The sequence below is a fragment of the Streptococcus sp. FDAARGOS_192 genome (genome assembly GCF_002073815.2).
Lineage (GTDB): Bacteria > Bacillota > Bacilli > Lactobacillales > Streptococcaceae > Streptococcus > Streptococcus salivarius_H.
The window spans coordinates 340263-355780 of record NZ_CP020431.2 but is presented as its reverse complement, the minus strand read 5'-3'; the positions used below and the strand labels follow the sequence as shown (position 1 = coordinate 355780).

17 protein-coding genes are annotated in these 15518 nt (G+C 39.5%); 6 read left to right on the top strand and 11 right to left on the bottom strand.

From position 1 onward, the window contains the following. Positions 1 to 398 precede the first annotated feature (398 nt). The 6 genes from A6J31_RS02870 to A6J31_RS02850 all read right to left on the bottom strand — a co-directional run bounded on the left by A6J31_RS02870 (position 399) and on the right by A6J31_RS02850 (position 5707). Positions 399 to 1334, bottom strand: a complete 936-nt coding sequence (locus tag A6J31_RS02870) for an Rpn family recombination-promoting nuclease/putative transposase (protein WP_080610405.1) — start codon at positions 1332 to 1334, stop codon at positions 399 to 401. Positions 1335 to 1415: 81 nt separating this feature from the next. Then, on the bottom strand, positions 1416 to 3161 hold the full coding sequence (locus A6J31_RS02865; protein WP_080610404.1) for a DUF2075 domain-containing protein: 1746 nt from the start codon (positions 3159 to 3161) through the stop codon (positions 1416 to 1418). Then, on the bottom strand, positions 3161 to 3496 hold the full coding sequence (locus tag A6J31_RS02860) for a nucleotide pyrophosphohydrolase (RefSeq protein ID WP_080610403.1): 336 nt from the start codon (positions 3494 to 3496) through the stop codon (positions 3161 to 3163). The genes A6J31_RS02865 and A6J31_RS02860 overlap by 1 nt, the downstream gene beginning before the upstream one ends. Positions 3497 to 3610: 114 nt before the next feature. After that, positions 3611 to 3742 carry a hypothetical protein gene (locus tag A6J31_RS11775; protein ID WP_263970029.1) on the bottom strand — a complete coding sequence of 44 codons (132 nt, stop codon included), beginning with the start codon at positions 3740 to 3742 and terminating at the stop codon, positions 3611 to 3613. Positions 3743 to 3751: 9 nt separating this feature from the next. After that, complete coding sequence (locus A6J31_RS02855) at positions 3752 to 4519, bottom strand: SDR family NAD(P)-dependent oxidoreductase (protein WP_080610402.1); 768 nt, start codon at positions 4517 to 4519, stop codon at positions 3752 to 3754. A 30-nt stretch (positions 4520 to 4549) separates the two neighbouring features. Further along, on the bottom strand, positions 4550 to 5707 hold the full coding sequence (locus tag A6J31_RS02850) for an Mbeg1-like protein (protein WP_080610401.1): 1158 nt from the start codon (positions 5705 to 5707) through the stop codon (positions 4550 to 4552). A 109-nt stretch (positions 5708 to 5816) separates the two neighbouring features. Between A6J31_RS02850 and A6J31_RS02845 the strand changes: the two genes are divergently transcribed. Next, positions 5817 to 6443 (top strand): Pr6Pr family membrane protein, encoded by a 627-nt coding sequence (locus A6J31_RS02845; protein ID WP_080610400.1) that lies wholly within the window; start codon positions 5817 to 5819, stop codon positions 6441 to 6443. 36 nt (positions 6444 to 6479) lie between these two features. On the opposite strand, the gene A6J31_RS02840 is transcribed toward A6J31_RS02845, so the two are convergent. Continuing rightward, positions 6480 to 7322: a Cof-type HAD-IIB family hydrolase gene (locus A6J31_RS02840; RefSeq protein WP_080610399.1), complete on the bottom strand. Its 843-nt coding sequence runs from the start codon at positions 7320 to 7322 to the stop codon at positions 6480 to 6482. Between the two features lie 151 nt (positions 7323 to 7473). Here A6J31_RS02840 and A6J31_RS02835 point away from each other — a divergent pair, with 151 nt between their 5' ends. From A6J31_RS02835 to A6J31_RS02820, 4 genes are all read left to right on the top strand, one after another. Beyond that, positions 7474 to 7863 carry a sodium transporter gene (locus tag A6J31_RS02835; protein ID WP_080611232.1) on the top strand — a complete coding sequence of 130 codons (390 nt, stop codon included), beginning with the start codon at positions 7474 to 7476 and terminating at the stop codon, positions 7861 to 7863. 190 nt (positions 7864 to 8053) lie between these two features. Further along, a complete protein-coding gene (locus tag A6J31_RS02830; protein ID WP_070655210.1) occupies positions 8054 to 8956 on the top strand; it encodes a glycoside hydrolase family 25 protein in 903 nt (300 codons plus the stop codon). 112 nt (positions 8957 to 9068) lie between these two features. Further along, positions 9069 to 9542 carry an aminoacyl-tRNA deacylase gene (locus tag A6J31_RS02825; RefSeq protein ID WP_014634221.1) on the top strand — a complete coding sequence of 158 codons (474 nt, stop codon included), beginning with the start codon at positions 9069 to 9071 and terminating at the stop codon, positions 9540 to 9542. A 2-nt stretch (positions 9543 to 9544) separates the two neighbouring features. Then, positions 9545 to 10183 carry a histidine phosphatase family protein gene (locus tag A6J31_RS02820; protein WP_080610398.1) on the top strand — a complete coding sequence of 213 codons (639 nt, stop codon included), beginning with the start codon at positions 9545 to 9547 and terminating at the stop codon, positions 10181 to 10183. Between the two features lie 100 nt (positions 10184 to 10283). Here A6J31_RS02820 and A6J31_RS02815 read toward each other — a convergent pair whose 3' ends face one another. From A6J31_RS02815 to A6J31_RS02800, 4 genes are all read right to left on the bottom strand, one after another. Beyond that, complete coding sequence (locus A6J31_RS02815) at positions 10284 to 10703, bottom strand: hypothetical protein (protein ID WP_014634219.1); 420 nt, start codon at positions 10701 to 10703, stop codon at positions 10284 to 10286. A 57-nt stretch (positions 10704 to 10760) separates the two neighbouring features. Further along, positions 10761 to 11663, bottom strand: a complete 903-nt coding sequence (locus A6J31_RS02810; RefSeq protein WP_002890593.1) for an HAD family hydrolase — start codon at positions 11661 to 11663, stop codon at positions 10761 to 10763. 320 nt (positions 11664 to 11983) lie between these two features. Then, entirely contained in the window at positions 11984 to 12463 is a 480-nt protein-coding gene (locus A6J31_RS02805) for a hypothetical protein (RefSeq protein WP_002885961.1), read from the bottom strand. 13 nt (positions 12464 to 12476) lie between these two features. After that, positions 12477 to 13790, bottom strand: coding sequence for a LysM peptidoglycan-binding domain-containing protein (locus tag A6J31_RS02800; protein ID WP_002890588.1), 1314 nt, complete (start codon positions 13788 to 13790; stop codon positions 12477 to 12479). Positions 13791 to 14017: 227 nt separating this feature from the next. On the opposite strand from A6J31_RS02800, the gene lysS reads away from it, so the two are divergent. Further along, on the top strand, positions 14018 to 15508 hold the full coding sequence (gene lysS / locus A6J31_RS02795; protein WP_070839877.1) for a lysine--tRNA ligase: 1491 nt from the start codon (positions 14018 to 14020) through the stop codon (positions 15506 to 15508). Positions 15509 to 15518 lie beyond the last annotated feature (10 nt).

Genomic DNA, 15518 nt, shown 5'->3' with positions numbered 1-15518 from the left:
ACAAATTATAAGTCATGAGAACACAAAATAAAAGGCTAAGTAATCCATTTTAACAAGGCCTTAACAAAAATGTCATATTAGAAAGTTCAGTTATTCATTTCTAAATTATAGTCTAAAAATGTCGCACAAAAAGGTAATTTCTTTCACGTGTAAGAAAGAGAAAACTCTAAACTTCCATAAAGGCTTATTTAGCAAGATTTATCGGCTAAAACAATCAAATTGTATTAAATCTGTTTTCTCAGATTTATGTCAAACGTTTGACAGTCTTTTTTAATTTTACGATTCAAAGTATTATTTTCCGAATGTTTAAGTATTACAAATGTTAAATACCCAAAAATAAAAAAAGAGACAAAAACTGCCTCTGACTTTTCAAATAAATGTTTATTCCTAACTGATTCTTACGATAACAATGTCTCTAATTCTTCAACCGATAAACCAGTCACATCCGATACTACTTCTAACGACAGACCTTTTGACAGCATCTTACGAATCAGTTCTAGTTGTCCCTCATAACGACCTCGTTCTAACCCTTGTTTAAGTCCACGCTCTAGTCCTTGCTCTAACCCTTGTTCCAAGCCTTCTTCACGTGCTTCATCGATAGCTGTTTCCATAGTCATGTCATAATTTTCTTGAATACGTATGCGTTCATCAATCATCGCCTTTTCCTCCTGTGTCCAGCTGGATGAATCCAGTAATGAATCGGCATGCGTGACCGCTTGACTAGGTTCCTTAGAAAATGGGAGATTTCCAAAGAACTCTAGCCACTGCCGCCCTTCATCCCTGATATGCTTATCTTTATTATACTTATCCAACTCTAAAAAGGCAATCTGAAGAAGGTTCTGCTGTTTCCCATCCTTATAGTAAGCATTCAAAGGCCTCCCCGTCCGACTATTGGCCATCCAATAAGTATTAATCGGGGACTCCTCATCTGGCAACAAGGTCTTCTCCAAGATAGCAATACCATAGACCGGCTCCATCTGCTCATACATCTTATGCGTCTGCCCTTGTTGGCGTAATTGTTGCACATTTTCTACCAGCTGGTTAGCCAAATAATAATGAAAACGATTGAGAAAATAATGCTGCTTACGCACCTGAATCTCAATGATAACCTCGGTTCCATCATTCAACTTGGCTCGAACATCCACCGAGGTTGAAAAGAGCTCATCCTCATCAAAGTCCTTTTTATGAAGCTGTGTCCCCTCCAAAATCTGAGCATCCACAACATCCAAATCCAAAATATCTCGAATAAATGCCACCGTAACCTCAGGCAGGCTAAAAATCTTCTTAGCCATAATATCCAAGGTCGGTGAGACATGCTTATGTCTTTTTTCCATTTACATCTCCTCAACTAAAAATAGAGGGTTGTCCCCTCTACTTCTATTATTCGGAAAAAGTTTTGGAATATGTAAGTTATCTTATTTTATCGCATTTTTTAATGCTTTTTGAAGTTCTTCATCAACTGCATAGACGTATAGGCCATTTACGCCACGTGTCAACAAAACATTTAACTCATTTTTTAATAATGTTTCTCCATAGTTTATCATTTCACCTGTTTCAAGTTTTCTGTTTTGAACAGCGCCTTTATTTTTACTCTTAGTAATATCAAATACGATTTTGCCGTTTCTATATTTCACGGATGGTCCGATAATAACACCAACATAGTTCAAGTCAAATCCTTGAACTGTAAACGTAGAACCTATTTCATTAATTGTTTGAGGTTGTTCTATCCAAGACAATTTTGCATATTTCTTATCTGCCTTTAATTGTTGATTCCAAGGAGCTTTCCAATCATCAATCTCTACAAACCATTTCGGAGTCGCCTGTTTCTTTTTCTCTTCAACAAATGGCCAATCATATGTAGCCACTAATCTAGAAATACCTAATTTTTGATCACTATCCTTTAATTTAATAGCATTTTGCAATTCCAACGGAGAATCAAAACACTTAATATCATATTGATTGTCTTTTTTTAATTCCTTAATTTCACCTTCATCAATAATATTACGAATCCAATTAACAGTTTCAGGATTAGCCTTTATTCTCATTTGATTACGTAATTGAATTAAATTTCCTTCTAGGTTTGCCTCATGTTCTAATTCTAAAAATGTATTATCAGTCCACATTTGAGATTTATTCATAATTTGTTTATCATCATAAACCAAAACAACTACTTTTGACTGCGCTAATAAATCTTTTAAATGATTTCCGCCGAGATATGCTTGATTTTTCGCAGTAAGAAGCAGATGCCCTTCGTCAACTATGACTACTCCAGCCTTGATTTTCTCTTTTCTCAAAGCGTTTAAAAATTGAGTAGGCTTCATCGCTACTTCCAAGCTTGAACCACTATTCCAATTTAATTTTCTTTCAATTTCTTTATATACACTTAATTGGTTGTTATGGTTTACAATAAGATTAATGTAATTATTATCTTTAATAAATGAAATATCATCAGAATTCAATAAATCATCTACCAAAGAACTCATTAAAACCGTCTTCCCTGCACCTGCTTCTCCTTTAACTAGAATAAGTGTCCCCTCTTCATTTTTACTAATTGAGGCACTTATTTTATTAATAATACTATTTTTAGCTTCAATTTGTTCTTCTGTCAATTTATGAAACGGAGATGCTTTGAAAATTGCTGAATTTCGAACAATACTCTCAGCAGGAAATAAATACTTATTTCTCTTTCTTAACGAATACCAAATTTTAAGAAAAATTGAATCTAACTCATCAGATGTATAATACTCATTTTGAGGATTTTCTTTTCTATTATGTACTCTTTTGACATTTTCAACACTTGATAAATAAAGCATCAAACGATTTTCTATATCTAGAGTTAACGACTTATTAAAATGATTGTGACCAATTACAAACATCTTCGTTGTAGAAGATGTCGCAAAATCTCTCCAATCATCTCTATCGTCTTTTTTTATATCATCAATTAAGTGTTGGCTAGTTCTCCGAATTATATCAGTTGTTTCTCCAACATATACACTAAATTGATTCTTGTTTTCATCATTAACAATGTAAACTACCGGATAATCAAATAGTAATTTTCTTTCATTTTTGTGCTCACTATATTTAAGTTGATTTTTAAGATTTACGAGAGAGTCGCTTGCATACTCTATTTCTCTTACAATTGGACTTTTTACTTTAACCATTATTTCTCCAATTCAGTATATTTTTTATTGTTACCCTTACTTAATTCTATAGGATATTTTTTTGTATTTATTTCAATTTTTTCTTTTATAATATCCTCAACATCCAAATTTAAATTATCTGCCATCATCAAAGAGTAAATCAATACATCAGCAAGTTCTTCCTTAATTTCATTAAGTGAGCTCTCTACAACTTCCTCTGAGTTTTTCCATTGGAACAACTCAAGAAGTTCACTTGCTTCTAGTGATATGGAGATAGCTAAATCCTTTTCATTATGAAATTTACGCCAATCCCTATCATCTCTAAATTGATTGATTCTATTCATTAATTTCTTCATTTTGTTACCTCAAAACTGTCGTAATCCCTTACATTATAGCATTTTCACAGTTTCTTTCATAGTTTTGGGAAAATTCGAACAAAAAAACACAGCTTGGTGCCGTGTTTTCATTATCTATTTACGAACCTTTTCCTGAATGAGTTTTTCCACTCTTTGGTAACTGGCTTCAATTTCTTCCTTGCTAAAGAGTTTTGTTTGTAAGTCTTCCCAGCTACTGCCGATGGCTGGATTAGTGTGATTCTTCATAAGCTTCTCCTAGTCTTCCTCTCTATGAATGGTAAACCCTGTGGCTTGTTGGTTAGCCATGATAGTCATGTCCGAAATTTGGACGCGTCGTGGTTGCTTGGTGACGTAGAGAACTGCGTCCGCAATATCTTGGGCTTGCAAGGCTTCTAACCCTTGATAAACCTTGGCTGCCTTGTCCTTATCACCGTGAAAGCGAACTTGAGAGAAGTCTGTCTCAACGATACCAGGTTGAATGGTCGTCACCTTGATATCTGTAGCAATGGTATCGATACGCAAGCCATCGCTGAAAGTTTTTACTGCGGCCTTGGTAGCTGAATAAACGGCTGCCCCTGCGTAGGCATAGATGCCCGCCGTAGAGCCCATATTGATGATATGGCCCTCATTGGCGGCAACCATGCTTGGCAAAATCTGACGTGTCACCATCATCAAGCCCTTGACATTGGTGTCGAGCATGGTCAGCATGTCCCACTCCTCATAGTCTTGATAAACTGTTAGACCTAGTGCCAGACCTGCATTATTGACCAAGACATGGACTTGACCTACACTTTTGAGAATGCCTTGGCAAACATCCTTGACCATGGCCATATCAGTGACATCCAGGGCAAAGGTCCAAACTTTTTGATTTGGATAGGTTGCTTGGAGCTCTTCTTTTAGAGCTTCTAAGCGCTCCACACGGCGACCTGTTAGGATGAGATTTTCTCCTTCTTCGGCAAAGGCACGCGCAGTTGCTTCCCCAATTCCTGATGTTGCTCCTGTAATCAATACGTTTTTAGGCATAAAATTCTCCACTTCTATAATCTGCTGTCTCTAATCGTTGTTGGTTAATTCACTCAACTTCTTGATAAAATCAGGAAGTTCTAGCTTGGGCAGACTAGATTTCTTATTTCCCGACTTCCAAAATATCCAGAGTAACTGGTTGAAACCGTCTTGAAGGACCTTCTTTTGTTGGTCCGAGAGATTGCCGAATTCTTGCAAGAGTTGACCTAGCTTAGGAAGGGTTTTGATACCAATATCATCCAGACTTTCAATTCCAGAATCAAGAATGGTATCAAAGAACAAGTCACAAACCTGCTTGAGTTCTTGATTAGGCAAGGTCTCAATCCATTCTTGGAAGGTCTCTTTTAAGCGTTGACTCAGGTCTGTCGGCTGGTCCACATAAACAAAATCATTTGTTTCCAAGTCAACCTGCCAAAGCAAGACATTGTGTTGAGCGATGCCTATGCCATCTGCTGCTACGAGCTTTGCGACCTTGTCCCAGTAGAGCATGACTCCCACAACTGATTCTTGAGGTCTGATAACCGTCATCTTGGCTTTCAACTCTTGGTAAGAAGGCTTCTCTAAGAGGGGCTTCATCAAGCCCGGAGAATCAAGAAGCAAGAGCTCTGCTATTTGCTCACGCAAGACAGTCGAACTCTGAACAGCCGAATAGAGGGCAAGATTGCCACCCTTGGAGTGTCCAGAAACAGCGATATGACCACTGAGGTTTGGCAAGTGCTTCTCCAGAAAGGCCATAGCTGAGCGATGCGCAGGAATTTCCCGACTGTAGGTCAGTTGAAAATCCTCCTTCCAACCAATAACGCTATCATCTGTCCCACGAAAGACAATCTGCTGGTAGTCCAATTCAGGCAAGCTGAAAATCATAGCCGCAAACTGCTTTTCCACTTCCTTGTCCAAGACACTACAGTAGTCACTTAGATTAAGTCCAGCGAAACGCCTAGACCTGACCATGGCTTCAGCCAAATCTACCCGTTCCTTAGTCACCATGAAGCTGTAGTCTGGATTTAAGTCCTTCCCTTCAGCATAGTCATGTAAATTGATGGTTTCCTTCAAATCACTTGCTGAGAGCCATTTTTCATAAGTCAGGTAGCCAATTTCATTGATGCAAACCTTATCCAAGATATTAAGAGGCTCTTGGTCGAAAGGCAAATCCTTAACCTTATCAAGATAATCGATTAAATGGGACATCATTACTCCTTAAAGTTTTTCTTACTTTGATTTTACTAGAATTTTCAATAAATTGTTAGTGAAAAATGTGATATGATAAGAGAGATTATTTATTAGGAAAAGGAAGCTTATGGCTATTTCACGATTTTACCGTATCTTACTAGCTCTCTGTGGTTTGGTAGGAGTCTCTATCCAAATCCATGACGATGGTTGGGGTATGTTGCTCTATTACACTGTTTTGTCCAATATCCTGGTCTTCTCTAGTTTGATTTTCTTTATCATCTATGACTTTAAAAAAGGGGATGCGACGACTAACACCCAACTCTTGCGTTACAAGGGTGGTGTAACTATGGCCATCCTCATCACTGGAGTCATCTATCACATCCTCTTGGCACCTATTACAGAACCTGAGAAATTCTGGACCCTCCGTAACTTCTTGGTCCACTATATTGTCCCTTGGGGATTGGTGCTTGATACCCTCATTTTCGATGCTAAGAAAGCCTACCGTCTACGTGAGCCAATTTACTGGTCCGTGGTCCCTCTGTCTTACTTTGCCTTTGCCCTTCTAAATGGCTTGGTGCTAAAACTCCCAATTCCAGGTGCCAAAGATAGCCCCTTCGCCTACTTCTTTATCAATGTCAATAAATTTGGTTGGAACAAGGTCTTGGTAAATGTCCTAGTCATCAGTGCTGGGTATATCGCTGTTGGCTATCTCTTATATCTCTTGAAAAAATTTATCGGTCGTAAACCAGCATAAAACATAAACTGAGTTACCTAGGTAACTCAGTTTTTTCTATTGCAACAAGCCTAATTTATCAAAAGCCTTATACAAGCCATCAGCTTCAACATCGTCTGTAACTAGGTCTGCCATAGCCAAGATTTCTGGGTCACCATTTCCCATGGCAACGCCAACCTCACAGTATTCCAACATAGGGATATCAATCTTGGCATCGCCGAAAGCAATGGTATCCGAACGCTTAGCCCCCAAATGTTCCAAAAGAACATCAATGGCATGGGCCTTGTTAATATACTTAACACCCAAGTCACCAAACAAGGCTGTTTCACCTCGCCCTCCCCAAGTATGGGCTTCAAGCTGTGGAAAAGCTTCTTTGGAATCCAAGTGATCCTGATAGGAATCCAAAACGAAACTGACCTTGTTTAGGTCGTCACGATAGAGTTCTCCACCATACTGGAGGCCATGAATGAAATCTTCTGGTTCCTTACCCTCAACAGATTCTGCAGATTGCCCCTTTTGAATAGCGTAAGTCTTAAGTGTCTCACGCGCCCGCTCCCGAAAATCAGGACTAGCAAAGAGACCATTATTGCTCTCCAGATAAAAGGCAAGATGGCGCTCTGTCAGCCAATCCACAATCTTTGCTGCATCTTCCTTGGAAATCAGCTGATGCATGAGGACTTGGCCATGATGCTCTACATAAGAGCCATTGCCACCAATCATCCCATCTAAGCCAATTTCCCATAATTCCGGTTGCATTTCTGCCTTGCTACGTCCGGTACAAACATAGACCAGATGCCCCTTTTCACGGGCCTGACGAATAGCCTTGATTGCTGACTCAGGAATGCGGTTATGATAATCCACCAACGTCCCATCAACATCTAGAAAAATAAGTTTTGACATGTTCTCACCTCGAGTCTTCTTTTACCTTATTATACCCTGATACTGCTCCAAGAGATAATACTTTCCTCGGACAAACTGATACTATCCTATGATAGTATTCTTCTCAATCCAAAGCATTGCCATTTCTCCTGAAAGAAGCTATGATGAAGGTATGAATGATTTAAAAACTCTACTGAATCACCTGCCCTATAAATTAGCAGCCTATGATGCCCAAGGAAACTTTCTCTACGACAACGGTGGCGCTGACGGTAGTTTCTTTCCCCGTGAGGATGAAAATCTGCCTGATTGGATTATGTCTGAAGTGCTAGCCTCTCCTACCAAAGAAAGAAGTTATCAGATTCCAACAGACAGTTTTGATCAAGTCCTTATCCAAACCTACCAAGCTGCTATCGACAACGAAGGAAAGGTCCTAGGATTTTGGGAGACCATTTATGATTTGAAGCAACCTCTCAAGACCTATCTGGATAACTCTGCTCAAGCTCTTGTCGCCTGGTCTGATGCCACTAGTGGCGCTAGTTTCAAGGAAGAAACTGACTTTTAAGTTAAATTTCTTGCTTTAATAAATGAAAAATTCACTTAATTCAAGACCAGCGCAAAACACCCTTATTCATAAAATGTGCCTAAGTCAGCACTACAAAGGCTTTTTGAAAATCAGTCACTTTAATATCTCTCACAGAATTTACAAACACTCTATTTTGCATTTTTGCGCTATTTAAGGTAGAATGGGAGTAATGAGAAAAAGAATAAAACCGATCGTTGTTTACGTGGTTCTAGCTCTTTTAGGATTAGCATTAGTTATTGCAAATATTCACAATACGTCCAAACAGCAGGCGCATCTTCAAAACGTGAAATCTGCTATTCCTTCTGCTACTAAACCAAAAACAACAACCAGTAGTACATCTAGCAGTTCCGACGAGGAGCTGATACTCAATCCCATTATCGACCTTTCGGGGTGGCAACTACCTCAGGATATCGATTACGATGTCTTGTCAAATCATATTTCTGGTGCTATCGTCCGCGTCTTTGGTGGATCACAGATTAGTAAGGATAGTAATGCCGCTAGTTCAAATGGGATCGACAAATCTTTTAAAACACATATCAAAGAACTCAAAAAACGTGACGTTCCAGTTGCCGTTTACTCTTACGCTCAAGGTACTTCTGTAAAGGAGATGAAGGAAGAAGCTCGTATTTTCTACAAAAATGCTTCTCCATACAAACCTACCTATTACTGGATTGACGTTGAAGAGGAAACCATGTCTAACATGGAAGAAGGTGTTCAAGCCTTTCTCGCTGAGCTCAAACGTCTTGGAGCTGAAAAAGTTGGTCTCTATATTGGTGCTTATTTCATGCTTGAGCAAGAAGTTTCAACTAAAAACTTCGATGCTGTTTGGATTCCAGCCTATGGTACCGATTCTGGTTATTATGAGGCTTTGCCAAATACTGAAATCGACTATGACCTTCACCAATATACATCACAAGGAAGCCTACCTGGTTTCGACAATATACTAGATCTTAACCAAATCAATCCTGAGAAAAACAAACGTAAAACCTTTGAAAAACTCTTTGGTAAGATCAAGCAAAAACCAACTAAAAATAAGAAGACTACTTCGACAAGTTCATCTAGTAGTCAGTAAAAACCAGTGCCTTAGACACTGGTTTTCTTCTTGTCAAATTGGTTTAGGCGTGTTCGGTCGAATGTGTTATAATGGATGGTAGAAATGTATAACTTTAAAAGGAGATATGAAAATGGCTAAGAAAGGCAAAGTCAAGAAGACCTTGGTTGACCAAATTCTTGATAAAGCTAAGATTGACCATGATAGCTTATCCTTCAATGGTTTAGAAGGGGAGCTTCCAGAAGATGTGGCGCGTGAGAGCATTTATAAAACCCTTGCCCTTAAGGGGGATAAGACAGGACCAGTCATCGGTATCGTCCCTATCACCGAACACCTGTCTGAAAAGAAATTAGCTAAAATTTCAGGGAACAAGAAGGTTCAAATGATTCCACAAAAGGATCTCCAAAAAACAACTGGCTATGTTCACGGGGCCAACAACCCAGTGGGTATTCGCCAAAAGCACAATTTCCCTATTTACATCGATCAATCTGCCCAAGAAGCTGGCTTCCTTATTGTCTCAGCGGGAGAAATTGGGCGCTCTATCCGTATCAATAGTCAAGAACTTGCTGATTTTGTTAATGCTGAATTTGCTGATATTAAGGAGTAATCATGAAACTGTATTTTGTACGTCACGGTAAAACTGAGTGGAACTTGGAAGGCCGACTTCAAGGCGCCAAGGGAGACTCGCCTTTGCTTAAAGAATCTGTTGAACAAGTACGTGAGCTAGGTCACTATCTTAGTGACACTCATTTTGACTTGGTCTTCTCAAGTGACCTACCACGTGCTAAAAAAACTACAGAGCTCATCATGGAGTCTCAAAAACCTAAAGCTAAAGTTACCTACACTAAAGCTTTGCGTGAATGGCAGCTTGGCAAACTGGAAGGACAAAAAATTTCACTCGTTCAGGCCATCTATCCAAAAGAAATGGATGCCTTCCGTCATAACCTAGCCAACTTCCGTGCTAATGACTTCCAAGCTGAATCTGTTTACCAGACAACCAAACGTGTGGCCGAATTTGTCAAAACACTTAAAGATAGTGATGCTAAAAATATCCTCATTGTTGGTCACGGAGCTAACCTAACAGCTTCTATCCGTACCCTCCTTGGTTTTGAACCGGGTCTTCTTCGTAAGGCAGGAGGTCTTGACAATGCTTCTGTCACTATTCTCGAAACCAATGATTTCGAGCACTTCACTCTCAAATGTTGGAATGATACATCTTATATGGATGAACAAAACAAGATCAGCTAAATCATCGACTGACTTCATAAGACAAGCGATCCTGAACAAGGGTCGCTTTTTTGCACTCAAAAAGCCCTTAAAGCCTACTACTTCAAGAGCTTCACTTCCATTATTTCCAACTCGGTTCCTCTGGCAAACGGTCTAATTCAACACCAAATCCTCGAGCCAAATCATCTAATTCCTTTTCGAAAACGTCTAGTTCCTGTAAGACAAGATCATACTGTCCTTCAGACAATAAACGCTTAAAACGAAGACCACGACTCAAAACAAATTCCATATCTATTTTGACAGTTCTATGAACATGTTCCCAATAGTTGTTAGCAAACTCTCGTTGCTTTTCTTCAGTATTAAGGTGGTCTGATAATGCATTATAGGAATCCCAGGCAAGACACTTCATCTGTTCTGCATCTCTAACACCTTCAAAGAGATCGTCACGTTTGGCTTCGAGTGATTCGACCTCTTTTCTCAAAGCCTCACGTTCAGCACTTAGTGCTTCAATATCATGTTTTAAGTTGTTGATTTCTACCATTTTCAAACTCCTTATCTCACGTTCTAGACAATAAAACGGCCACACGAGGCCGCTCTATTATCTTCCATATTTCATACGAAGGATTTTTTCCTGGTTCGCATTCAAACGAAGAAGGATAACCACTTTATCAATACTCATATTGCTCTCAAGAAGACGTTCAGCCGCCATCATAAGACCATTATTGATACCTAGTTGAAGGACTGGATTTTCATTATCATTGATATCAAAGATATATTTGTTATTTGGAAGGTCGAAAAGGACTTTCACCGCTCCAAAGAGTTGCTCAAAACTATCGATTTCCAAGTCGAAGACTGGCTTAGTACCTGGTTTGAGGCTACGTCCACGGTGGTTAAACCACATAGAATGCCAGCCACCATTGAAGGCACCCATGACATCATTGTCATAAGAGTCTCCAACGTAGAGCGTCGTCGATGGATTCATGTCAAATTGCTCAGCTGCGAGGTTGAAGATTTCCTTCTCAGGCTTTTGGAAACCTGTTGCCTGACTGACGATGACACGCTTAGGATCAACGTAATCATAAAGTCCCAACTTTTTGACTTTCTTAAGTTGGTGCTCTGTTGGTCCATTGGTAATAATCCCCATAGGAACATTTTTTTCCTTGAGGAAATCAAGGGTCATGCGCATTTCATCAAGCATGGTGATATTTTCCAATTCATGCTCGTAAACCTCTTGGAAATGGTTACCCGTTTCTTCATCAATTTCACGGTAGCCAAACTCCAAAAGGGTCTCTTTACAGCGCCAAAAACGGAAATACTCGGTTGTCCACTCACCTGCCATTACACGTGGAAAACCAACATCAGAATAGTGGCGGAAACGAATGTAGGCTTGATTCATGTGACTCATATCAAAGTCAGGGAAACATTTTTCCATGGCAATACGATAAGGTGCCTGTTGGTCGTAAATAGTATCGTCAACGTCAAAAACAATAGAGGTAATCATCTGTCCGTTCTTTCTTATATCATTCTCTTGTCAGAGACTTAGGTAAATTAAGAGGTCTAATAACTAAACTGCAATATCAGTCAGCTCCTAATTTAATCTTCAGTCTTGCAAAAGTAAGCTTTAAGTCAACTGTCTTGTGGCAATCTTACTCGTCTGTTTTTTATCAGAATGCAATTGCCCAAACAGTCTTATTATACCGTTTTTGCCCTTTCTTTTCAATTTTTGACCCCACTTAAGGAAAGATTATTCGTGTTTTAAAGATGGAAAAAGGTTTGGAACAATTTGTCCCAAACCTAAAGCATCTTGTCATATTCAGACACTTATTTAATTTCTTTGAAGGTCATTTTTTGTTTGACTTCACCCTGACCACCCTTGGCAATCTGGTAATAGAAATCTTTTGATGTAAAGTGGTCACCATAAGCAAAGACCTTGTTGTACTGCCATTGTGATAATTGATCGTCCTCTTTTTTACCAAGAGTCAATGTTGTCTTTGTCACACTGTATTCCCACTTAGCTGTTTGGTCATTATAGGCCTTGTCAAAATCAGTCTGACTCTTAGCGGCATTAACCACTGTCGTACGATCTTGACTCACTAGTGCCTTGTTACCACCTTCTTGGAAGGCTACATACATGACACGATTATTGACCTCACCGTTTAGAGTACTTGAGTATTGGTAAACCTTACCAGGTACAACACTATCCAAATGGTGTGTTCCCCAGTAATAGAAAGCACCAAATCCAGCTCCCGTAACCAAGAGACAGGCGAGAACGACACTAATAATGATATTTCTCTTTGACATGTGCTGCCCCTCTCTATTCGTCACCAGTTAGGTCAGAGAAAGTTGCCTCTGAGTCTGTTTCAGTGTGACTTGAAGAACTTGATGATGAACGTTCAACACTTGATGAGCTTGAACTCATGCGTGTTTCTGTTTGAGAATCATCACTTGATGACGCCTTAGATTCTGATGATTTTTCAGTGCTTGATGATGAACTTTCTTTTTCTTTATAAACATCAACGTTGAAAGCCCACTTATCACCCTTATAACTTACCTGAATTTGAGCATATTTTGCCTTAATAAGATCTGACAGCTTACCTCCGTTGCTAAGGGTGTCGTAAATCTTTTCAGCGAGAGCTTTCGCATTAGCTTCCGTTTTGGCACCATCTTTAGGTCCATCAACAATATCTTTAGCTTTTGGCGTTTCACCTTCAAGGTAAAGGGCTTTGCTTTCAGTGTCCTTCTTAGCTGTAGCATTTGCACCAGTCTTATCACCTTCATGTGAGAAGAATGTCCATGCAGGACTACCTGAGCGTTTTTGTTGATAAACTTGCTCAAATTCACTTTGAACCTTGTCTTGGAAAGCATCATCAGTCAATTCTTTTTCCTTAGAACTTTCTGTACTTGCTTTGCTTTCACTACTGCTTGCTGTTGAGCTTGATGCAGAAGTAGAAGATGAAGATCCACTTGTTGAACTTGATGAAGCATCTTTAGATTCTGATGATGTTGAAGATGATTCCTTGCCATCTTTAGAATCTTTAGTATCTTTGTCTTTATCGTTATTATTGTTAGTTGTGTTATTTGAGAATGAAACGCTATTGTCAGAATTATCTGGAGCGTAAATCACTGTATTCTTAGAATGGTCATCAGAGACAAAAGTGCTGTTATTGATAATCACTCGGTTGTTATCACCGTAGTAGTTGTTGATAACAATCTTAGAATGTGCACAACGGTAACCATTACCAGTCACGTGGTAACCTGCTGGGACATCACCATCACGTTTCAAGATGAGGACGTCACCTGCAAAGATAAGGTCAATATTCTGAATATTATTATCGTAGGCTAACTTTTCAATAGAAATCCCAGTCGCTTGAGAGATTCCCCACAAGGTATCTCCCCATTGAATCACGTATTGTTGGCCATCTAACTGCTGTGGATTGATGTTCTGAGTTGTCAAATTATTTGTAATCTGTTCAGGTGTGCTGGCAATCCAGTTTGTAATATCAGCAGCGTGAGCACTCGTTTGATTTTGATAAAAGCTATCTGCTAACACAGATACCGTAGGCATCCCAATAGGTGCTAGTAAAGCGCCAAGCATCACGGCTTTACTAACATAATTTTTCTTTTTCATCGTATTTCCTCCTTATATCATACGAAACTTACTTTGCTATTGTACACCCTTTTTATTATATTTGTCAATAAATTCTATAACTTTCTAATCAAAGGTTAATGCTAGTTAGCGATTTGTCCTAAAAATAGACAAATCCTAGCTTTATTTATCTGACATTTAATCATTTGTCCTATCTTTAGAAGGTGATTTATGATACAATAATTACGACTATTTTATGGAGGACTAACATGTCAAATCAACACATGGAAGAATTGAACGATCAACAGATTGTCCGTCGTGAAAAAATGACGGCCTTGGCTGAACAAGGAATCGATCCTTTTGGTAAGCGATTCGAACGCACAGCTACATCTGGTCAATTAAAAGAAAAATACGCTGACAAAACAAAAGAAGAATTGCACGAAATCAACGAAACTGCTACTATCGCAGGTCGTTTGATGACTAAACGTGGTAAAGGTAAAGTTGGCTTCGCCCACATCCAAGACCGCGATGGTCAAATCCAAATCTACGTGCGTAAAGATGCTGTCGGTGAAGAAAACTACGAAATCTTCAAGAAAGCTGACCTTGGTGACTTCCTCGGTGTCGAAGGTGAAGTTATGCGTACAGATATGGGAGAACTTTCTATTAAAGCTACTCATATCACACACTTGTCTAAAGCCCTTCGTCCATTGCCTGAGAAATTCCACGGACTTTCAGACGTTGAAACAATCTACCGTAAACGTTACCTCGATTTGATTTCTAACCGTGAAAGCTTTGACCGCTTTGTCACACGTTCAAAAATCATTTCTGAAATCCGTCGCTACCTCGATGCTCAAGGTTTCCTTGAAGTAGAAACACCTGTTCTTCACAACGAAGCTGGTGGTGCTGCTGCTAAACCTTTCATCACTCACCACAATGCACAAAACATTGACATGGTGCTACGTATCGCGACTGAGCTCCACCTCAAACGTCTCATCGTTGGTGGTATGGAACGCGTTTACGAAATCGGACGTATCTTCCGTAACGAAGGTATGGATGCCACTCACAACCCTGAGTTCACATCTATCGAAGTTTACCAAGCTTACGCTGACTTCCACGATATCATGAACTTGACTGAAGGTATCATCCAACACGCTGCTAAAGCTGTTAAAGGTGACGGACCTATCAACTACCAAGGAACTGAAATCAAGATCAACGAACCATTCAAACGCATCCACATGGTTGACGCTATCAAGGAAATTACTGGTGTCGACTTCTGGCAAGACATGACTTTGGATGAAGCCAAAGCTATCGCTGCTGAAAAGAATGTTCCAGTTGAAAAACACTACACTGAAGTTGGTCACATCATCAACGCCTTCTTCGAAGAATTCGTTGAAGAAACATTGATTCAACCAACATTCGTTTACGGTCACCCAGTTGCTGTGTCTCCATTGGCTAAGAAAAATCCAGAAGACCCACGCTTCACTGACCGTTTCGAACTCTTCATCATGACAAAAGAGTACGGAAATGCCTTCACCGAATTGAACGACCCAATCGATCAATTGTCACGTTTCGAAGCACAAGCTGCTGCTAAAGAACTCGGTGATGACGAAGCAACAGGCATCGACTACGACTACGTTGAAGCCCTCGAATACGGTATGCCACCAACAGGTGGACTCGGAATCGGTATCGACCGCCTCTGCATGCTCCTCACTGATACAACAACTATCCGTGATGTCTTGTTGTTCCCAACGATGAAATAATAAAAATATC

Bases quoted from the DNA above. Each gene is read 5' to 3' on its own strand.
- A6J31_RS02870 (WP_080610405.1), bottom strand. From the start codon at position 1,334: ATGGAAAAAAGACATAAGCATGTCTCACCGACCTTGGATATTATGGCT.
- A6J31_RS02865 (WP_080610404.1), bottom strand. From the start codon at position 3,161: ATGGTTAAAGTAAAAAGTCCAATTGTAAGAGAAATAGAGTATGCAAGC.
- A6J31_RS02860 (WP_080610403.1), bottom strand. From the start codon at position 3,496: ATGAAGAAATTAATGAATAGAATCAATCAATTTAGAGATGATAGGGAT.
- A6J31_RS11775 (WP_263970029.1), bottom strand. From the start codon at position 3,742: ATGAAGAATCACACTAATCCAGCCATCGGCAGTAGCTGGGAAGACTTA.
- A6J31_RS02855 (WP_080610402.1), bottom strand. From the start codon at position 4,519: ATGCCTAAAAACGTATTGATTACAGGAGCAACATCAGGAATTGGGGAA.
- A6J31_RS02850 (WP_080610401.1), bottom strand. From the start codon at position 5,707: ATGTCCCATTTAATCGATTATCTTGATAAGGTTAAGGATTTGCCTTTC.
- A6J31_RS02845 (WP_080610400.1), top strand. From the start codon at position 5,817: ATGGCTATTTCACGATTTTACCGTATCTTACTAGCTCTCTGTGGTTTG.
- A6J31_RS02840 (WP_080610399.1), bottom strand. From the start codon at position 7,322: ATGTCAAAACTTATTTTTCTAGATGTTGATGGGACGTTGGTGGATTAT.
- A6J31_RS02835 (WP_080611232.1), top strand. From the start codon at position 7,474: ATGAATGATTTAAAAACTCTACTGAATCACCTGCCCTATAAATTAGCA.
- A6J31_RS02830 (WP_070655210.1), top strand. From the start codon at position 8,054: ATGAGAAAAAGAATAAAACCGATCGTTGTTTACGTGGTTCTAGCTCTT.
- A6J31_RS02825 (WP_014634221.1), top strand. From the start codon at position 9,069: ATGGCTAAGAAAGGCAAAGTCAAGAAGACCTTGGTTGACCAAATTCTT.
- A6J31_RS02820 (WP_080610398.1), top strand. From the start codon at position 9,545: ATGAAACTGTATTTTGTACGTCACGGTAAAACTGAGTGGAACTTGGAA.
- A6J31_RS02815 (WP_014634219.1), bottom strand. From the start codon at position 10,703: ATGGTAGAAATCAACAACTTAAAACATGATATTGAAGCACTAAGTGCT.
- A6J31_RS02810 (WP_002890593.1), bottom strand. From the start codon at position 11,663: ATGATTACCTCTATTGTTTTTGACGTTGACGATACTATTTACGACCAA.
- A6J31_RS02805 (WP_002885961.1), bottom strand. From the start codon at position 12,463: ATGTCAAAGAGAAATATCATTATTAGTGTCGTTCTCGCCTGTCTCTTG.
- A6J31_RS02800 (WP_002890588.1), bottom strand. From the start codon at position 13,790: ATGAAAAAGAAAAATTATGTTAGTAAAGCCGTGATGCTTGGCGCTTTA.
- lysS (WP_070839877.1), top strand. From the start codon at position 14,018: ATGTCAAATCAACACATGGAAGAATTGAACGATCAACAGATTGTCCGT.